The organism is Rhodovulum sp. BSW8, assembly GCF_003314725.1.
GTDB lineage: Bacteria > Pseudomonadota > Alphaproteobacteria > Rhodobacterales > Rhodobacteraceae > Rhodovulum > Rhodovulum visakhapatnamense.
In genome coordinates this window covers 125,919-142,373 of record NZ_QNVX01000004.1, presented here as the reverse complement: position 1 = coordinate 142,373, position 16,455 = coordinate 125,919, and the positions used below count along the sequence as shown (strand labels likewise).

Here is a 16,455-nt window from a genome sequence, read left to right as displayed (position 1 = left end):
CCCCCCCCGTCAGAAGAACACGTCCGCAGCAGCGATAGACCGCCGCCCGCCGGGCGTCTCTAGGACAAGCTGCCCGTCCTCGTCCACGGTCAGGAACCGCCCCGACACCTCTTCGGCGCCCATCCGCGCGGTGATCGTGTCGCCCAGCCGCGCGGCGCGTTCCAGCCAGGCCGACCGCAGCGGCCCGAAGCCCTCCTCGCGGAAGAACCGGTCCTGATGGGCGAAATGCTCGGCAAAGAAGGCCAGGAATTCCAGCGGGTCGACGGCATCGCCGATCTCTTCGGCCAGCGTCACCGGCATCAAGGCCCGGGGCGCGATCGCCGCGGCGTCGGGCAAGGCGTTGAGATTGACCCCCAGCCCGATCGACAGCCGCCCGACCTCGGTCATCGTCCCTTCGGATTCAAGCAGGATGCCCGCCAGCTTGCCGCCGTTCAGCAGCACGTCATTGGGCCATTTCAGCGTGATCGCCTCGCGGTCCTCGACATAGGCCAGACAGGTCGCATAGAGCGAAAACGAGGTCACGAACGAATAAAGCGCGGCCGTCGCGGGCGGGCAGCCCGGCGCCAGCACCAGGGTCGCGGCAAGGTTTCCTTCGGGCGCGCCCCAGGCCCGGCCCCGGCGGCCGACGCCCGCCGTCTGGCGGCGGGCGACGATCCATGTCGGGCGCGTCAGGTCGCGGCGGCGACGGGCCTCGGCCATGGTGCTGTCGACCTCGTCGAGCAGGATCAGGTCATGCCCGGCCGGCCAGTGCCAGCCCTGCCCCTCAGTTGACAAGGGTCTGAGCCGCGGCCAGCGCCAGCCCCTCGACACCGAAGAGGTTGATGACCCCCACGATCATCGCGAAGGACGCGACCATCATGATGCCCCACATCACCGGCGGCATGGTTCCGTCGAGGCGGCGGTCGCCCTCCTCGCCGAAATACATGTAGAAAACGATGCGCAGGTAGTAGAAGGCCGAGATCACCGAGGCGATCACGCCCGCCACCGCCAGCCACACATAGCCGCCGTCGACCGCCGCCTTGATGACGTAGAACTTCCCGAAGAAACCCACGAAGGGCGGCACGCCCGCGAGGCTGAACAGCAGCATCATCAGCGCCAGCGCCTTCAGCGGCTCGACCGAAGCATACATGTTCAGGCTGCGGATATCGACGACCGGCTGGCCGTCCTTCTGCATGCCCATGATGAAGGCGAAGGTGCCGATGCTCATGGTGACATAGATCGCCATGTAGACCAGCATCGCCTGCACCCCCAGCGCGGTGCCCGCAACCAGCCCCATCAGCGCAAACCCCATATGCGCGATCGAGGAATAGGCCATCAGGCGCTTGAAGTTGCGCTGGCCGATCCCGGCGAAGGCCCCAAGGAACATCGACAGCAGCGACAGCACCGCGATCACCTGCCCCCAGTCGCCCGGCACCGACCCGAAGGCGTCGAACAGCACCCGGGCGAACAGCGCCATCGCGGCCATCTTGGGCGCGGTCGCGAAGAAGGCGGTGACCGGCGTCGGCGCACCCTCGTAGACGTCGGGCGTCCACATGTGGAAGGGCACGGCCGAGACCTTGAAGGCCAGCCCGGTGATCATGAAGACCAGCCCGAAGAGCAGCCCCACACCGATCGGACCGTCACCGATCGAGGCGAGGATGCCCGCGAACAGCGTGGTGCCGGAATAGCCGTAGGTCAGCGAGGCGCCATACAGCAGAAGCCCCGAAGACAGCGCGCCCAGCACGAAGTACTTCAGCCCGGCCTCGGTCGATTTCAGGTTGTCGCGCCGGATCGCGGCGACGACGTAAAGCGCCAGCGATTGCAGTTCCAGCCCCATGTAAAGCGTCATCAGATCGCCTGCCGAGACCATCAGCATCATGCCGACGACAGCCAGCGTGATCAGCACCGGGAATTCAAACAGCAACGTCTTCTGGCGGCGCATGTAGTCCTGGCTCATCAGCATGACAAGCGCGGCCGAGGCCAGCACCACCACCTTGGCGAAGCGGGCGAAGCCATCATCGATCAGCGCGCCGCCGAAGGCGGTTTCGGTGGGCCCCGCGGTCAGCCCGATCCAGACGGCCAGCGCCAGCATCAGCGCCGAGGTGGTCCAGACCAGCGCCGGCGCCGCCCTGTCCTTGCCGGTATAGACGGCCCCGACCAGCGCCAGCATCGCGTAGACCGAAAGGATGATTTCCGGCAGGACGACGGAAAGATCGTCAGAGATCATCTCGTTCCCCTCAGTTTCCGGCCAGCTGGGTCGAGACGGGCGTCTCGGCCAGTGCCATCTGGTAGTTCGAAAGAAGCGCCTCGACCGAGGGCCCGATGATGTCCGTCACCAGCGACGGGTAGACGCCCAGCAGAAGCGTCATCGCCACCAGCGGCGCGAAGATCGCGCGTTCGCGCAGGTTCATGTCGGTTATGGACCGGAGCGATTCCTTGATCAGGTCGCCGAACACCACCCGACGGTAAAGCCAGAGCGCATAGGCCGCCGACAGGATCACCCCGGTCGCGGCGACCGCCGCCACCCAGGTATTGACCTGGAAGATGCCCGCCAGCGTCAGGAACTCGCCGATGAAGCCCGAGGTGCCCGGCAGCCCCACATTGGCCATGGTGAACAGCATGAAGACCAGCGCATAGGCGGGCATGCGGTTCACGAGCCCGCCATAGGCGTCGATCTCTCGGGTGTGCATGCGGTCGTAGATCACGCCCACGCAAAGGAACAGCGCGCCCGAGACGAAGCCGTGGCTCAGCATCTGGAAGATCGCGCCGTCGACGCCCTGCTGGTTTGCGGCAAAGATGCCCATGGTCACATAGCCCATATGGGCGACCGACGAATAGGCGATCAGCTTCTTCATGTCCTGCTGCGCCAGCGCCACCAGCGAGGTGTAGACGATGGCGATGGCCGACATCCAGAAGATCAGCGGCGCCCAGATATCCGAGGCCACCGGGAACATCGGCAGGCTGAAGCGCAGGAAGCCGTAGCCGCCCATCTTCAGCATGATCGCCGCCAGCACCACGGACCCCGCCGTCGGCGCCTGCACGTGGGCGTCGGGCAGCCAGGTATGGACCGGCCACATCGGCATCTTGACCGCGAAGGAGGCGAGGAAAGCGAACCACAGGAAGGTCTGCATGCCGCCGACAATCGTCTTGCCGCCGATGACGATATCGCCCGCGCTGAACTGATGCGCCAGCAGGGTCGGAATGTCGGTGGTGCCCGCATCCATGTACATGGCCACCATCGCCACCAGCATCAGGACGGACCCGAGGAAGGTGTAGAGGAAGAACTTGAAGGTGGCGTAGATCCGGTCCTTGCCGCCCCAGATGCCGATGATCAGGAACATCGGGATCAGGCCGCCCTCGAAGAACAGGTAGAACAGCACCAGATCGAGCGCGCAGAAGACGCCCAGCATCAGCGTTTCCAGCACCAGGAAGGCGATCATGTATTCCTTGACCCGGTGCGTCACCGTCCAGCAGGCGCCGATGGTGATCGGCATCAGGAAGGTGGTCAGCATCACGAAGAGGATCGAGATGCCGTCGACGCCCATCTTGTAGCGCAGCCCCAGCAGCCAGGACCGGTCCTCGACGAACTGGAAGCCGACATCCGAGGGATCGAACTCGAACAGCACGAAGAGCGAGATCAGGAAGGTCGCCGTCGTCGCGATCAGCGCCACCCATTTCGCATTGGCCTGATCCGAGGGGCTGTCGCCCTTGAGGAAGACACCCAGGATCAGCGCCGCGATCAGGGGCGTGAAGGTGATGATGGAAAGCAGGTTGTCCATTACTCGGCCCCTCCGGTCAGAGCCATCCAGGTGACGAGTACGGCGATGCCGATGACCATGGCGAAGGCGTAGTGGAACAGATAGCCCGACTGCAGCCGCCCGGCGACGCGGGTGAAGAAGGGCACGATGCCCATCGCCACGCCGTTGATGCCGCCATCGATGATGCCGCCATCGCCTCCCTTCCAGAGCGCGCGCCCGATATTGCGGGCGGGCTGGACGATGATCGCGTCATAAAGCTCGTCGAAATACCACTTGTTCAGCAGGAACAGGTACAGCGGACGGGCCGCGCGCGCGGTCTGGCCCGGAAGCTCGGGCTTGTTGATGTAGAAGAGCCACGCCACGGCGAAGCCCGCAAGCATCGCCAGGAAGGGCGAGGCCTTGACCCATTGGGGCGCGTGATGGGCGTTTTCCATCGCGTGGTTGTCGGGCGCGGTATAGATCGCGCCCTGCCCCGGCAGCGCGGCCGCGGCTTCGCCCTCGGCGGCGGTCTCGCCATGCCCCGCGACGGCGGCCACCTCATGCGAGGGCACCCCGTAGAAGCGGTTCACGCTGTCATGGTCGCCGAAGAAGTTGCCGTACCACAGCATGCCCGCAAGCACCGCGCCGACGCTCAGTACGCCCAGAGGAACCAGCATGGTCACCGGGCTTTCATGGGCATGGTCATGAGCCCGCCGGTCGCCCCGCGCCTCGCCGAAGAAGGTCATGAAGATCAGCCGCCAGGAATAGAAGCTGGTGAAGGCCGCGGCGATCACGAGCATCCAGAAGGCGAAATAGGCATGCCCGCCCCAGGCGCTTTCGATGATGGCGTCCTTCGACAGGAACCCCGCGAAACCGATATGGGTCAGCGGAATGCCGACACCGGTGATGGCCAGCGTGCCGATCACCATCGTCCAGAAGGTGAAGGGGATCTTCTTCCTCAGCCCGCCATAGTTCCGCATGTCCTGTTCGTGATGCATGGCATGGATGACCGAGCCCGCGCAGAGGAACAGAAGCGCCTTGAAGAAGGCATGCGTCAGCAGGTGGAACATCGCCGCCGAATAGACGCCGACGCCCGCCGCCACGAACATGTAGCCCAGCTGCGAACAGGTCGAATAGGCGATCACCCGCTTGATGTCGTTCTGCACCAGACCCACGGTCGCCGCGAAGAAGGCGGTCACCGCGCCGATGAAGACGATCATGTTCTTGGCGTCGGGGGCGAATTCCAGCACCGGCGACATCCGGCAGACCAGGAATACCCCGGCCGTGACCATGGTCGCGGCGTGGATCAGCGCGGAAACGGGCGTCGGACCCTCCATCGCGTCGGGCAGCCAGGTATGCAGGAACAGCTGGGCCGATTTCCCCATCGCCCCGATGAAGAGCAGCACGCCCACCACATTGGCCGCGCTCCAGGTCCCGTTCAGGAAGCTCAGCTGCATCGTCGCCAGCTCGGGCGCCTTGTCGAAGATGTCGTCGAAGCGGACGCTGTCGAGCAGGAAGAACAGCGCGAACATCGCCAGCAGGAAGCCGAAATCGCCGACCCGGTTGACCACGAAGGCCTTGATCGCCGCGGCATTGGCCGAGGGCTTGCGGTAATAGAACCCGATCAGCAGATACGAGGCGACGCCCACGCCCTCCCAGCCGAAGAACAGCTGGACAAGGTTGTCGGCCGTCACCAGCGCCAGCATGGTGAAGGTGAAGAAGGACAGATAGGCGAAGAAGCGCGGCTTGTAGCTTTCGCCCTCGCGCCATTCCGGGTCATGCGCCATGTAGCCGAAGCTGTAGAGATGGACGAAGGCCGAGACAGTCGTCACCACGATCAGCATGATCGCGGTCAGCCGGTCGACCCGGATCGCCCAGTCGGCCACGAAGCTGCCGCTGTCGATCCAGCGGAAGATCTCGACCTGGCGCATCTCGCCGTCGAAGCCCATGAACACGACCCAGGAGAACAGCATCGACAGGAACACCATCGCGGTGGTGATCCACATCGCGGCCTTCTCGCCGAACATCCGGTAGCCGAAGCCGCAGAGAAGCGCGCCGATCAGCGGGGCGAAGAGGATGATCTTTTCCATGGGCCCCTAGCCTTTCATCACGTTGACATCGTCGACCGCGATCGACCCGCGGTTGCGGTAGAAGCAGACCAGGATGGCAAGCCCGATGGCGGCTTCGGCCGCGGCGACGGTCAGCACGAACATGGTGAAGATCTGGCCGACCAGGTCGCCCAGATAGGCCGAGAAGGCGACCAGGTTGATGTTGACCGACAAGAGCATCAGCTCGATCGACATCAGGATGACGATCACGTTCTTGCGGTTCACGAAGATCCCGAAGATGGCGATGACGAACAACGCCGCGGCCACCGTCAGGTAATGTTCCAGTCCGATCATTCCGTCCCTCCGGGCCGTCCGCCCGCTAGTCCCTTCCGAACCGGGGTCGCGGTGCCGCTCACAGCCCCTGCCCCGGTTTCACGTCTTTCAGTTCCATCGCCTTCGCCGGATCGCGATACATCTGCGCCAGCACGTTCTGGCGCTTGACGTTCGGCCGGTGGCGAAGCGTCAGCACGATGGCGCCGATCATCGCGACCAGCAGCACCAGCCCCGCGGCCTGGAAGAGATGGATGTAGTCGTCATAGATGAGCTGACCGATCGCCAGCGTGTTGTGGATCTCGGCAGGATCGGGCGTCGGCGCGCCCCGCAGAGCCGCGGCGCCGTCCGAGCTTTTCCAGACGCCGTAGACCAGCACCAGCTGCGCCAGGAAGACCGCGCCGATCAGTCCCGCGATGGGGAAATACGAGGCCATCTTCGCCTTGAGCTCGGTGAAATCCACATCGAGCATCATCACCACGAAGAGGAACAGCACGGCGACGGCGCCGACATAGACGATGACCATCAGCATCGCCACGAATTCCGCGCCCAGCAGCACGAAAAGCCCGGCCGAGCTGAGAAAGGCCAGGATCAGCCACAGGACCGAATGCACGGGGTTGCGCGCCAGGACCACGAACAGGCCCGAGACCACGGTCACCACAGAAAACGCATAGAACGCGAATTCACCCAGGGTCATTTGCCCGTCTCCTCGTCCTTTTCGTCGAATACCGTCTGCGCCAGTTCCAGCGCCCGGCTCATGGCGGGTATGCCGCCCAGCATCGCCATCTGGTAGATCACCTCGGCGATCTCGCGTTCCGTCGCCCCCGCCTCGAGCGCGTGGCGGACGGTGATCTTGAACTGGGCGTCGGCCTGCGCGCCCAGCACCGTGAGCCCCGCGATCACCGCCAGCAGCCGGGTCTTGCTGTCCAGCCCCTCGGGGTTGAACGTGTTGCCCCACATCATGTCCATGAAGTCCTTGGGCATGGTCGGGATCAGCTTGTCGAACCCGTGCACCTGGAAGCTTTCCAGCGCCGGGTTGAAGGCGCGGGCCATCTTGTGGCTCTGCTCCAGCATCTGTTCGAAGAGTTTCGCGTATCCGCTCATCTGTAGGGCGCGTCCAGTTCGAGGTTGCGGGCGATCTCGGCCTCCCAGCGGTCGCCGTTCTCCAGCAGCTTGGCCTTGTCGTAGAACAGCTCTTCGCGGGTCTCGGTCGCGAATTCGAAATTCGGCCCCTCGACGATGGCATCGACCGGACAGGCTTCCTGGCAGAAGCCGCAATAGATGCACTTGGTCATGTCGATGTCGTAGCGCGTGGTCCGGCGCGAGCCGTCCTCGCGGGGTTCGGCATCGATGGTGATGGCCTGGGCCGGGCAGATCGCCTCGCAAAGCTTGCAGGCAATGCAGCGTTCCTCGCCCGAGGGATAGCGGCGCAGCGCATGCTCGCCCCGGAACCGCGGGCTGAGCGGCCCTTTTTCATGCGGATAGTTCAGCGTGGCCTTGGGGGCGAAGAAATACTTCATCCCGAGCTTGAAGCCTTCGAAGAAGTCCAGAAGCAGGAAGTACTTGCCCGCCCGTTGCCAGTCGATTGCAGCCATGTCAGCCTCCCACCGCCCAGCGGGCATAGGCGCCGCCGAACAGTTCGAATTGTGCGAAGAAGGCCACCGCGACGACCCAGATCAGCGACATCGGCAGGAACACCTTCCAGCCCAGCCGCATCAGCTGGTCGTAGCGGTAGCGCGGGACGATGGCCTTGACCATCGAGAAGAGGAAGAAGAACACCGCCATCTTGGCCACCATCCAGATCGCGCCGTCGGGCAGACCCGGGATGGGCGACAGCCAGCCGCCGAAGAACAGAAGGCTGATCAGCGCGCACATCAGGAAGATCGCGATGTATTCGCAGGCCATGAACAGCAGGAAGGGCGTCGAGCCGTATTCCACCTGATAGCCCGCGACCAGTTCCGACTCGGCCTCGGGAAGGTCGAAGGGCGGACGGTTGGTTTCGGCCAGCGCCGAGATGAAGAACAGGAACACCATCGGGAAATGCGGCAGCCAGTACCAGGACAGGAAGCCGAAGCGGCCGTCCTGGGCGGCGACGATGTCGCCGAAGTTCAGCGAGCCCGTCGACAGGATCACCCCGATGATGATCAGCCCGATCGACACCTCGTAGGAGATCATCTGCGCCGCAGACCGCAGCGAGCCGAGGAACGCGTATTTCGAGTTCGACGCCCAGCCGCCCATGATGACGCCATAGACCTCGAGCGACGAGATCGCGAGGATGTAGAGAACGGCCACGTTGATATCGGCCATCACCAGCCGGTCCGAGAACGGGATCACCGCCCAGCACAAGAGCGGCATCACGAAGGCGATGAGCGGCGCGATGAAGAAGACCGGGCGGTCGACCCCCGCGGGGATCACCACCTCCTTGACCACGTATTTCAGCGCGTCGGCCACGGTCTGCAGGATCCCGAAGACCCCCACCACGTTGGGCCCGCGCCGCATCTGCACCGCCGCCCAGATCTTGCGGTCGCCATAGACCAGGAACAGCAGCGACACCATCACGAAGGCGATGACCAGCAGGCCATGTCCCATGATCGTCAGCGCCAGCCCAATGCCGGTATCCATGAAGTCAGCCATCTCGCCTCGTCATTCCTCAGACCGTCGGTACGCCCCGCGCGGCGCAGTCTTTTACTTCCTGCCGGGCCTCGACCCGGCTGACGCCCCGCGGAAACGTCCTTGTCATCATGTAGACCGCGTCTGCCGTCCAGACGCCGCCCTGCTCGCGGCCGATCCGCGTGCGCAGATGGCGCGCGAAGCCGAACCCGGTGTCGAGCGCATGCCGCGCGACCGCGCAGCGCCCGTACTCGTCCAGCGCCGCGACCCCGCCGGGATCGCGCATCGTCAGCGCCACCTCGACCAGCCCGTCCTTCAGCGCCGTGGTCTCGGCACCCAGATAGGCGGGCGCAGAGCCCTCGGGAGCGGGACCCGGCAGCGGGGAACAGCCCGCCGCGGTTCCGGTCGCCACCGCGACGGCCAGCCCGGCCATATGTCGGGGCGCCAGACCCACCCTATTCCGCCGCCATCGGCGCGGCGCGCCGGGCCTTGGCATTGGCCGACAGCTCGGCCATCAGCGCCGAGGCACGGGCAATCGGGTTGGTCAGGTAGAAATCCTTGACCGCATAGCGGAACTCGGCCCGGGCGGGCTCGGTCACCGGCAGCGGCTGCCAGTGGTTCACGATCACCTCGTCGACCAGCGCCAGATCCGGCGCCGCCGCGACCAGCTTGCGGCGCAGCTGCACCAGATCGTCGAAGGGCAGCGTCGCGCCAAGCTCGGCCGACAGCGCCCGCAGGATCGCCCAGTTCTCCTTGGCCTCGCCCGGCGGGAAGCCCGCGCGCAGCGCCATCTGCGGCCGCCCCTCGGTATTGACGAACAGCCCCGCCTCTTCGGTATAGGCCGCGCCGGGCAGGATGATGTCGGCACGATGCGCGCCGCGGTCGCCATGGCTGCCCTGATAGATGACGAAGGGACCCTCGCCGATCTCGACCTCGTCGGCGCCCAGATTGTAGATGACCTCGGCGCCTTTCGTCGCGGCCTCGATCCCGCCCTCGGTGACGGCGCCCAGATCCAGCGCGCCGACCCGCGAAGCGGCGGTGTGCAGCACCAGAAGCCCCGCGCCCAGCCCGCCCGCCAGCGCCATCGCCTGGCTGAGGACGGCCGCGCCATCGGCCTCGATCAGCGCGCCCTGCCCGACGATGACCAGCGCGCCTTCTGCCGGTTTCGCGGCTTTCGCCAGCTTCACCAGCGCCGCGCGGTCGGTGCCTTCCTCGATCACGTCATAGGTCAGATCGGCCGCCGGGCCGACCCGGTGCACGGCCGCGCCCTGCATCCATGCCTTGCGGATGCGGGCGTTCAGCACCGGCGCCTCGGCGCGCGGATTGCTGCCGATCAGATAGATCTGCCGGGCATGGTCGATATCCTCGATGGCCGCGGTGCCGACATAGGCCGACCGGTTGCCCGCAGGCAGCTTGGCCCCGTCGGTCCGGCATTCGACGGTGCCGCCCAGCCCCTCGACCAGCGATTTCAGCGCGAAGATCGCCTCGGCCGGGGCCAGATCGCCGATCAGCCCGGAGACCTTGCGGCCAGTCATGGCGGCTGCGGCCGCACGCAGCGCCTCGGGCCAGCTCGCGGGACGCAGCTTGCCGTTCTCGCGGAGATAGGGCCGGTCGAGCCGCTGGCGCTTCAGACCGTCCCAGACAAAGCGGGTCTTGTCCGAGATCCATTCCTCGTTCACGCCGTCATGGTTGCGCGGCAGGATCCGCATCACTTCGCGGCCCTTTGTGTCGACCCGGATATTCGACCCCAGCGCATCCATCACGTCGATGGTTTCGGTCTTGGTCAGTTCCCAGGGACGGGCGGTGAAGGCATAGGGCTTCGAGGTCAGCGCGCCGACCGGGCACAGGTCGATGATGTTGCCCTGCAGCTCGCTGTCCAGCGTCTGGCCCAGATAGGAGGTGATCTCGGCATCCTCGCCGCGGCCGGTCTGGCCCATCTGGGTGATGCCCGCGACCTCGGTCGTGAAGCGCACGCAGCGGGTGCAGGAGATGCAGCGGGTCATGCAGGTGCCGACCAGCGGGCCCAGATCGGGGTCAATCGAGGCGCGCTTGGGCTCGCGATAGCGGCTGAAATCGACGCCATAGGCCATCGCCTGATCCTGCAGGTCGCATTCGCCGCCCTGATCGCAGATCGGACAGTCGAGCGGGTGGTTGATCAGCAGGAACTCCATCACCCCCTCGCGGGCCTTCTTGACCATGGGCGAGTTGGTCTTGACGACCGGCGGCGCGCCGTCGGGGCCGGGGCGCAGGTCCTTGACCTGCATCGCGCAGGAGGCGGCGGGCTTGGGCGGGCCGCCGACGATCTCGACCAGACACATCCGGCAGTTCCCGGCGATGGACAGGCGTTCATGGTAGCAGAAGCGCGGGATCTCGATCCCGGCGACCTCGCAGGCCTGAAGCACCGTCATGGCCGGGTCGACCTCGATCTCTGTGCCGTCGATGATGATCTTGCGTAGCTGTGCCATGCTCTTGCCTTGTCGCTTGCTGCGTCCCGCCCCCGGTCCGGCGGGCTGCGTCCTAGATCCCGGGGCGGGCGCGCCCGGCGCCCGTGCCCGCCGCAAAGGCCGCCCGTCCGGCGCCCCTCCGGCCTGTTCCTGCCGCCATCGGCCCTGCCCGCACCGCCATGCCTAGCGCGCCCTCAGCAGCCGGCCGATTTCGGTCCGGGCCCGGATTTCGGCCAGACCGACCGGGCAGTAGCTCTCAGGCCGGTCCCGCCGGACGCCCCGTGCCGCCAGCCAGTCGCGCGCGGCGCCCTCGACCCGCGCCTTTTCGGCCTTGTCCTCGACGAAGGCCCGGATCTCGGCATCGGAATAGCCAAGCCGCGAGGCCCGCGACTTCAGCCCGCGCATATAGCCATAGGCGGTCAGCATCCGCGCCTCGATCCGCGGGCATTGCTTGCGGATCATGTTCGCGGTCGCGATCACCTGCAGCCCCTCGACGATCTCGGTCTGCTCGCCAAGTGCCGGACGCGCCTCTGCCCCCTCGGCCGTGGCCGCAGCGGCAAGGGCCAGCGTCGCGGCAAGCGCCGCGGCCCGTCCTCCGGGCGATATGACCGCCCCCGCGATCACGCCGCCGCCACCGCGCTGGCGCGTCCGATGGTCCGCGCCTCGATCCGGGGCTCGATCTCGGGGCTGTCGGTGACGATCTTCCTGATCTCGCTCATCCGCCTGCTCCGCCGCCGTCATTTCCATTTCAGCACGTCGGCCACGACGGTCTTGCGCAGTCCGCCGTCATCCCAAAGCACATGCGCGTGGTCGTCCTGGTTGATCTGGACCGCCACCATGCTGGGGTTGCCCGGCGGCAGGAGCCGACCGGTCTGAACCTCGAAGGACCGGCCATCCGGCTGCTTGCAGCGGAACGAGACATGCCCCGTATCGCCCTTGATCTTGAAGCGGATCTCGCGGCCCTCTTTCATCGTGACCTTGCCACCGGTGCCGTAGGGCTGGCAGGTCGTGCCCTTGGGAAAGAAGCCGAAATCCACCTTCAGCAAAGCGGGCTCCGCCAGAGCCGGTCCCGCAAGCAGGACCGCCAAGACCGCAACCTGAAAACCGACAAGCCGCATGAAAATCACTCCGCTGCCAGGACGCCCGTGCGCCCGGCCTTTTGCGCCCTGATCCGGTCCTCGATCTCGTCGCGGAAATGCCGGATCAGCCCCTGGATCGGCCAGGCCGCCGCGTCGCCGAGCGCGCAGATCGTGTGGCCCTCGACCTGCCTGGTGACGTCGAACAGCATGTCGATCTCTTCGATCTCGGCCTCGCCCTTCACCAGACGGTCCATCACCCGCATCATCCAGCCGGTGCCCTCGCGGCAGGGCGTGCACTGGCCGCAGCTTTCATGTTTGTAGAAAGAGGCCAGCCGCCAGATCGCCTTGATGACATCGGTCGACTGGTCCATCACGATCACGGCCGCGGTGCCAAGACCCGAACGCTGTTCGCGCAGCCAGTCGAAATCCATGATCGCATCCTCGCAGATGCTGGCGGGCAGAAGCGGCACAGAAGAGCCGCCCGGGATCACCGCCTTGAGATTGTCCCATCCGCCGCGAACGCCGCCGCAATGGCGGTCCAGCAACTCGCGCAGCCCGATCGACATGCTTTCCTCGACCACGCAGGGCCGGTTCACATGGCCCGAGACCGCGAAAAGCTTGGTGCCGGCATTGTTCGGCCGCCCGAAGGAGGCGAACCAGTCCCCGCCGCGACGCAGGATGGTCGGCACCACGGCGATGGATTCGACGTTGTTGACCGTGGTCGGACAGCCGTAAAGCCCCGAGCCCGCCGGGAAGGGCGGCTTCATCCGCGGCATGCCCTTCTTGCCCTCGAGGCTTTCCAGCAGGGCGGTTTCCTCGCCGCAGATATAGGCGCCCGCGCCGTGATGCAGGTACAGGTCGAAATCCCAGCCCGACTTGGCGGCATTGGCGCCCAGAAGGCCCGCATCATAGGCCTCGTCGATGGCCGCCTGCAGCGCCTCGCGCTCGCGGATATATTCGCCCCGGATGTAGATATAGGCGGCATGCGCGCCCATCGCGAAAGAGGCGATCAGCGCGCCCTCGATCAGCGTATGGGGGTCGTGCCGCATGATTTCGCGGTCCTTGCAGGTGCCCGGCTCGGACTCGTCGGCGTTGATTACAAGGTAGTGCGGCCTTCCGTCGCTTTCCTTCGGCATGAAGGACCATTTAAGCCCGGTAGGGAAACCAGCCCCGCCTCGGCCGCGCAATCCGGATTTCTTCATCTCGTCGATGATCCAGTCCCGGCCCTTGGCGATGACCTGAGCCGTGCCGTCCCAATGTCCCCGGGCGCGCGCGCCAGAGAGGCTGCGGTCGAACATCCCGTAGAGATTGGTAAAGATCCGGTCCTGATCGGTCAGCATGGTTCGTCCCCGCTGTGGTGTCCTGACGCGGCCTCGCGGCCTGCTGGGTCTTGGCGCGTCCGGCGGGCTGGCATGGCCACCCGCCGGGCGCTTTCATGATCTCGCAGGGGCACCTGCCGCGGCCGTTCGCAAACGGCCCGCCTGCCCTGCCGCGCTCAGGCCTCGCCGGCCAGAGCCTTGGCCTGTGCCACCCAGTCATCCCGACTGACACGGCCTTTGAAGCCTTCCAGGTTCTCGTCCATCCAGGCCACGTCTTTGGCCGTCCAGGACGCGATCTGGTCGTAGTGATAGATCCCCAGATCGTTCACCTGCTTTTCCAGTTTCGGACCGACGCCCTTGATCTTCTTGAGGTCGTCAGCACCGCCGGCCCGAGGAGCCGACAGCGCGGCGGGACGGCTCCCCACCATTTTTTCAGCGGCTGTGGGCGCCGCCTCAGGCTTTGGGGACGAGGTCTCCATCACCGGAGCCTTGGGCGCCGCCTTGGGGGCAGGCGCGGCCTTCGGCGCCGATTTCGGCACGGTCGGGGCCACTTTCGGACCGCCGGGCTTCGGACGGTTCGGGATCACGATTGCGGCATTGGCATCGCGATAGGGCTTCATCGCGGCCATCGCCTCGCGCTTCTTGGCGACCATGGCCGAGAACTCGGCATCGGTGTGGCAGAAACCCCAGGTGAGGATCAGCCCGGCCACCACGAAGGTGCCGACGCCGCCGATGAAGGCGCCGAGGGCCCAGAGGCCGACGGCATAGCCGATGGTGGCCACGGTCAGACCGCAAAGCGCGGCGACCAGCCACCAGAAGATGGCAAACTTGAGTCTTGCTTCTGTGCGAGAAATGTTCATGCGTTCTCTCCGCTACGACGGTTTTTCTTCCGAAGCCATTTGTAACGCCTTAGCTTCCGCCTGTCTTGACGTCTTCCGCCGCAGCCCCCGCCCGACGCCAGGAGGTCAGAACCGGCACTTCGGTTCCATCGATCCGTTTGACCGTATCGCCGATATCGAGCGCCCGCGCCGCGGACGCATTGTGCGCGTTGACCTTCTCGCCGCCGGTCAGGCTGGACAGCGCCCCCTTGGGTTCCGAGGCGAACCGGCCGTTCTGCGGCCCCGGCACCGGGACGTCGCCCTTCGCCAGCGCATCCAGGATCTCGGCCAGCCGCTCGGCGGTGAGGTCTTCGTAATAGTCCTTGCCGACCTGCATCATCGGCGCGTTCGAGCAGGCGCCGAGGCATTCGACCTCTTCCCAGCTGAACTTGCCATCCGCAGAAAGCGTGTGCGGGGTCGGCGCGATCTTGTCCTTGCAGACCGCAATCAGGTCCTCGGCGCCGCAGATCAGGCAAGACGTGGTGCCGCAGATCTGGACATGGGCGACCGAGCCGGTCGGCACCAGCTGGAACATGAAGTAGAAGGTCGCGACCTCCAGCGCCCGGATATAGGGCATGCCCAGCATGTCGGCCACGTATTCGATGGCCGGACGGGTCAGCCAGCCTTCCTGCTCCTGCGCGCGCCACAGCAGCGGAATGATCGCCGAGGCCTGGCGGCCCTCGGGATATTTCGTCAGCTGCGCCTCGGCCCATTTGCGATTCTCGGGCGTGAAGGCGAAGCTGTCGGGCTGGTGAGGGTGAAGGCGTCTCAGCATCGGTCGGAAAACTCTTGGTATTCGGGGAATTGCTCGGCAAGGTTCATCTGTCGACCTCGCCGAAGACGATGTCGAGCGTGCCGATGATCGCCGCCACGTCGGCCAGCATGTGGCCTCTTGAGATATGGTCCATCGCCTGCATGTGCAGGAAGCCCGGCGCGCGCAGCTTGGCGCGATAGGGCTTGTTGGTGCCGTCGGCAACGAGGTAGACGCCGAATTCGCCCTTGGGCGCCTCGACCGCGGCATAAACCTCGCCCGCGGGCACGTGGAAGCCTTCGGTGTAAAGCTTGAAGTGATGGATCAGCGCTTCCATCGAGGTCTTCATGTCGGACCGTTTCGGCGGCGTGATCTTGCCGCGCGCCAGCACCTCGCCGGGTTCCTTGCGCAGCTTGGCACAGGCCTGGCGGATGATGTGAGTCGACTGGCGCATCTCTTCCATGCGGACCAGATAGCGGTCGTAACAGTCGCCGTTCTTGCCGACGGGGATCTCGAAGTCGAATTCGCTGTAGCATTCGTAGGGCTGCGAGCGGCGCAAATCCCACGCCAGGCCCGAGCCGCGCACCATCACGCCCGAGAACCCCCAGTCGAGGATCTCCTGTTCGCTGACGACGCCGATATCGACGTTGCGCTGCTTGAAGATCCGGTTCTCGGTCAGAAGCCCGTTCAGATCGTCGAGCACCCGCGGGAAGTCCACGGCCCAGGCGTCGATATCCTCGATCAGCTGGGGCGGCAGGTCCTGATGCACGCCGCCGGGGCGGAAATAGGCGGCATGAAGCCGGGCTCCGCAGGCGCGCTCGTAGAAGATCATCAGCTTCTCGCGCTCTTCGAAGCCCCAGAGCGGCGGCGTCAGCGCGCCCACGTCCATCGCCTGGGTCGTGACGTTCAGCAGGTGGTTCAACACCCGCCCGATCTCGCAGAACAGCACCCGGATCAGCTGGGCGCGGCGCGGCACCTCGATCCCGGTCAGCTTCTCGATGGCCAGACACCAGGCATGTTCCTGGTTCATCGGGGCCACATAGTCGAGCCGGTCGAGATAGGGCAGGTTCTGCAGATAGGTGCGGCTTTCCATCAGCTTCTCGGTGCCGCGATGCAGCAGCCCGATATGCGGGTCGGCCCGCTCGACGATTTCGCCGTCAAGCTCCAGCACCAGCCTTAGAACCCCGTGCGCCGCAGGGTGTTGCGGGCCGAAGTTGATGTTGAAGTTGCGGATCTTCTGTTCGTCGGTCCGCACGTCCTGGAAGGCGTTGTCCTTCATC

At 65.7% G+C, this 16,455-nt stretch carries 16 protein-coding genes and 1 pseudogene; all 17 read right to left on the bottom strand.

The genetic code is table 11. The annotated features are described in order from the left end of the window. Nucleotides 1-9: 9 nt before the first annotated feature. The gene (locus DSD19_RS01965; RefSeq protein WP_075786496.1) at nt 10-774 is read right to left on the bottom strand and encodes a biotin--[acetyl-CoA-carboxylase] ligase; all 765 of its coding nucleotides are present in this window, start codon (nt 772-774) and stop codon (nt 10-12) included. Continuing rightward, nucleotides 764-2,206, bottom strand: coding sequence for an NADH-quinone oxidoreductase subunit NuoN (nuoN, locus tag DSD19_RS01960; protein WP_113668341.1), 1,443 nt, complete (start codon nt 2,204-2,206; stop codon nt 764-766). Before nuoN ends, DSD19_RS01965 begins: the two co-directional genes overlap by 11 nt. 10 nt (nt 2,207-2,216) lie before the next feature. After that, nucleotides 2,217-3,758: an NADH-quinone oxidoreductase subunit M gene (locus DSD19_RS01955; protein ID WP_113668340.1), complete on the bottom strand. Its 1,542-nt coding sequence runs from the start codon at nt 3,756-3,758 to the stop codon at nt 2,217-2,219. Next, nucleotides 3,758-5,806, bottom strand: coding sequence for an NADH-quinone oxidoreductase subunit L (gene nuoL, locus DSD19_RS01950; RefSeq protein WP_113668339.1), 2,049 nt, complete (start codon nt 5,804-5,806; stop codon nt 3,758-3,760). Before nuoL ends, DSD19_RS01955 begins: the two co-directional genes overlap by 1 nt. Before the next feature lie 6 nt (nt 5,807-5,812). Further along, a complete protein-coding gene (gene nuoK / locus DSD19_RS01945) occupies nt 5,813-6,118 on the bottom strand; it encodes an NADH-quinone oxidoreductase subunit NuoK (RefSeq protein WP_042462923.1) in 306 nt (101 codons plus the stop codon). A 58-nt stretch (nt 6,119-6,176) separates the two neighbouring features. Beyond that, nucleotides 6,177-6,791, bottom strand: coding sequence for an NADH-quinone oxidoreductase subunit J (locus DSD19_RS01940; RefSeq protein WP_113668338.1), 615 nt, complete (start codon nt 6,789-6,791; stop codon nt 6,177-6,179). Continuing rightward, entirely contained in the window at nt 6,788-7,198 is a 411-nt protein-coding gene (locus DSD19_RS01935; RefSeq protein ID WP_075786501.1) for a carboxymuconolactone decarboxylase family protein, read from the bottom strand. Before DSD19_RS01935 ends, DSD19_RS01940 begins: the two co-directional genes overlap by 4 nt. After that, nucleotides 7,195-7,689: an NADH-quinone oxidoreductase subunit NuoI gene (gene nuoI / locus DSD19_RS01930; protein ID WP_075786502.1), complete on the bottom strand. Its 495-nt coding sequence runs from the start codon at nt 7,687-7,689 to the stop codon at nt 7,195-7,197. The genes DSD19_RS01935 and nuoI overlap by 4 nt, the downstream gene beginning before the upstream one ends. A gap of 1 nt (nt 7,690) precedes the next feature. Further along, the gene (gene nuoH, locus DSD19_RS01925) at nt 7,691-8,728 is read right to left on the bottom strand and encodes an NADH-quinone oxidoreductase subunit NuoH (protein ID WP_075786503.1); all 1,038 of its coding nucleotides are present in this window, start codon (nt 8,726-8,728) and stop codon (nt 7,691-7,693) included. A 16-nt stretch (nt 8,729-8,744) separates the two neighbouring features. Continuing rightward, entirely contained in the window at nt 8,745-9,137 is a 393-nt protein-coding gene (locus DSD19_RS01920) for a hypothetical protein (RefSeq protein ID WP_075786504.1), read from the bottom strand. A gap of 22 nt (nt 9,138-9,159) precedes the next feature. After that, the gene (nuoG, locus tag DSD19_RS01915) at nt 9,160-11,169 is read right to left on the bottom strand and encodes an NADH-quinone oxidoreductase subunit NuoG (RefSeq protein ID WP_113668337.1); all 2,010 of its coding nucleotides are present in this window, start codon (nt 11,167-11,169) and stop codon (nt 9,160-9,162) included. 162 nt (nt 11,170-11,331) lie between these two features. Further along, nucleotides 11,332-11,772, bottom strand: coding sequence for a DUF5333 domain-containing protein (locus tag DSD19_RS01910; RefSeq protein WP_113668336.1), 441 nt, complete (start codon nt 11,770-11,772; stop codon nt 11,332-11,334). A gap of 113 nt (nt 11,773-11,885) precedes the next feature. Next, entirely contained in the window at nt 11,886-12,266 is a 381-nt protein-coding gene (locus tag DSD19_RS01905) for a hypothetical protein (protein WP_113668335.1), read from the bottom strand. Nucleotides 12,267-12,271: 5 nt separating this feature from the next. Then, nucleotides 12,272-13,567 carry an NADH-quinone oxidoreductase subunit NuoF gene (gene nuoF, locus DSD19_RS01900; protein ID WP_075786507.1) on the bottom strand — a complete coding sequence of 432 codons (1,296 nt, stop codon included), beginning with the start codon at nt 13,565-13,567 and terminating at the stop codon, nt 12,272-12,274. A 155-nt stretch (nt 13,568-13,722) separates the two neighbouring features. Further along, entirely contained in the window at nt 13,723-14,406 is a 684-nt protein-coding gene (locus tag DSD19_RS22170; RefSeq protein WP_243627623.1) for a hypothetical protein, read from the bottom strand. A 94-nt stretch (nt 14,407-14,500) separates the two neighbouring features. Continuing rightward, nucleotides 14,501-15,199 (bottom strand): annotated as a pseudogene (nuoE, locus tag DSD19_RS01890) (NADH-quinone oxidoreductase subunit NuoE); the annotation flags it as partial. Nucleotides 15,200-15,242: 43 nt separating this feature from the next. Continuing rightward, nucleotides 15,243-16,454, bottom strand: coding sequence for an NADH-quinone oxidoreductase subunit D (locus DSD19_RS01885; RefSeq protein ID WP_075786509.1), 1,212 nt, complete (start codon nt 16,452-16,454; stop codon nt 15,243-15,245). Between the last annotated feature and the right edge of the window lies 1 nt (nt 16,455).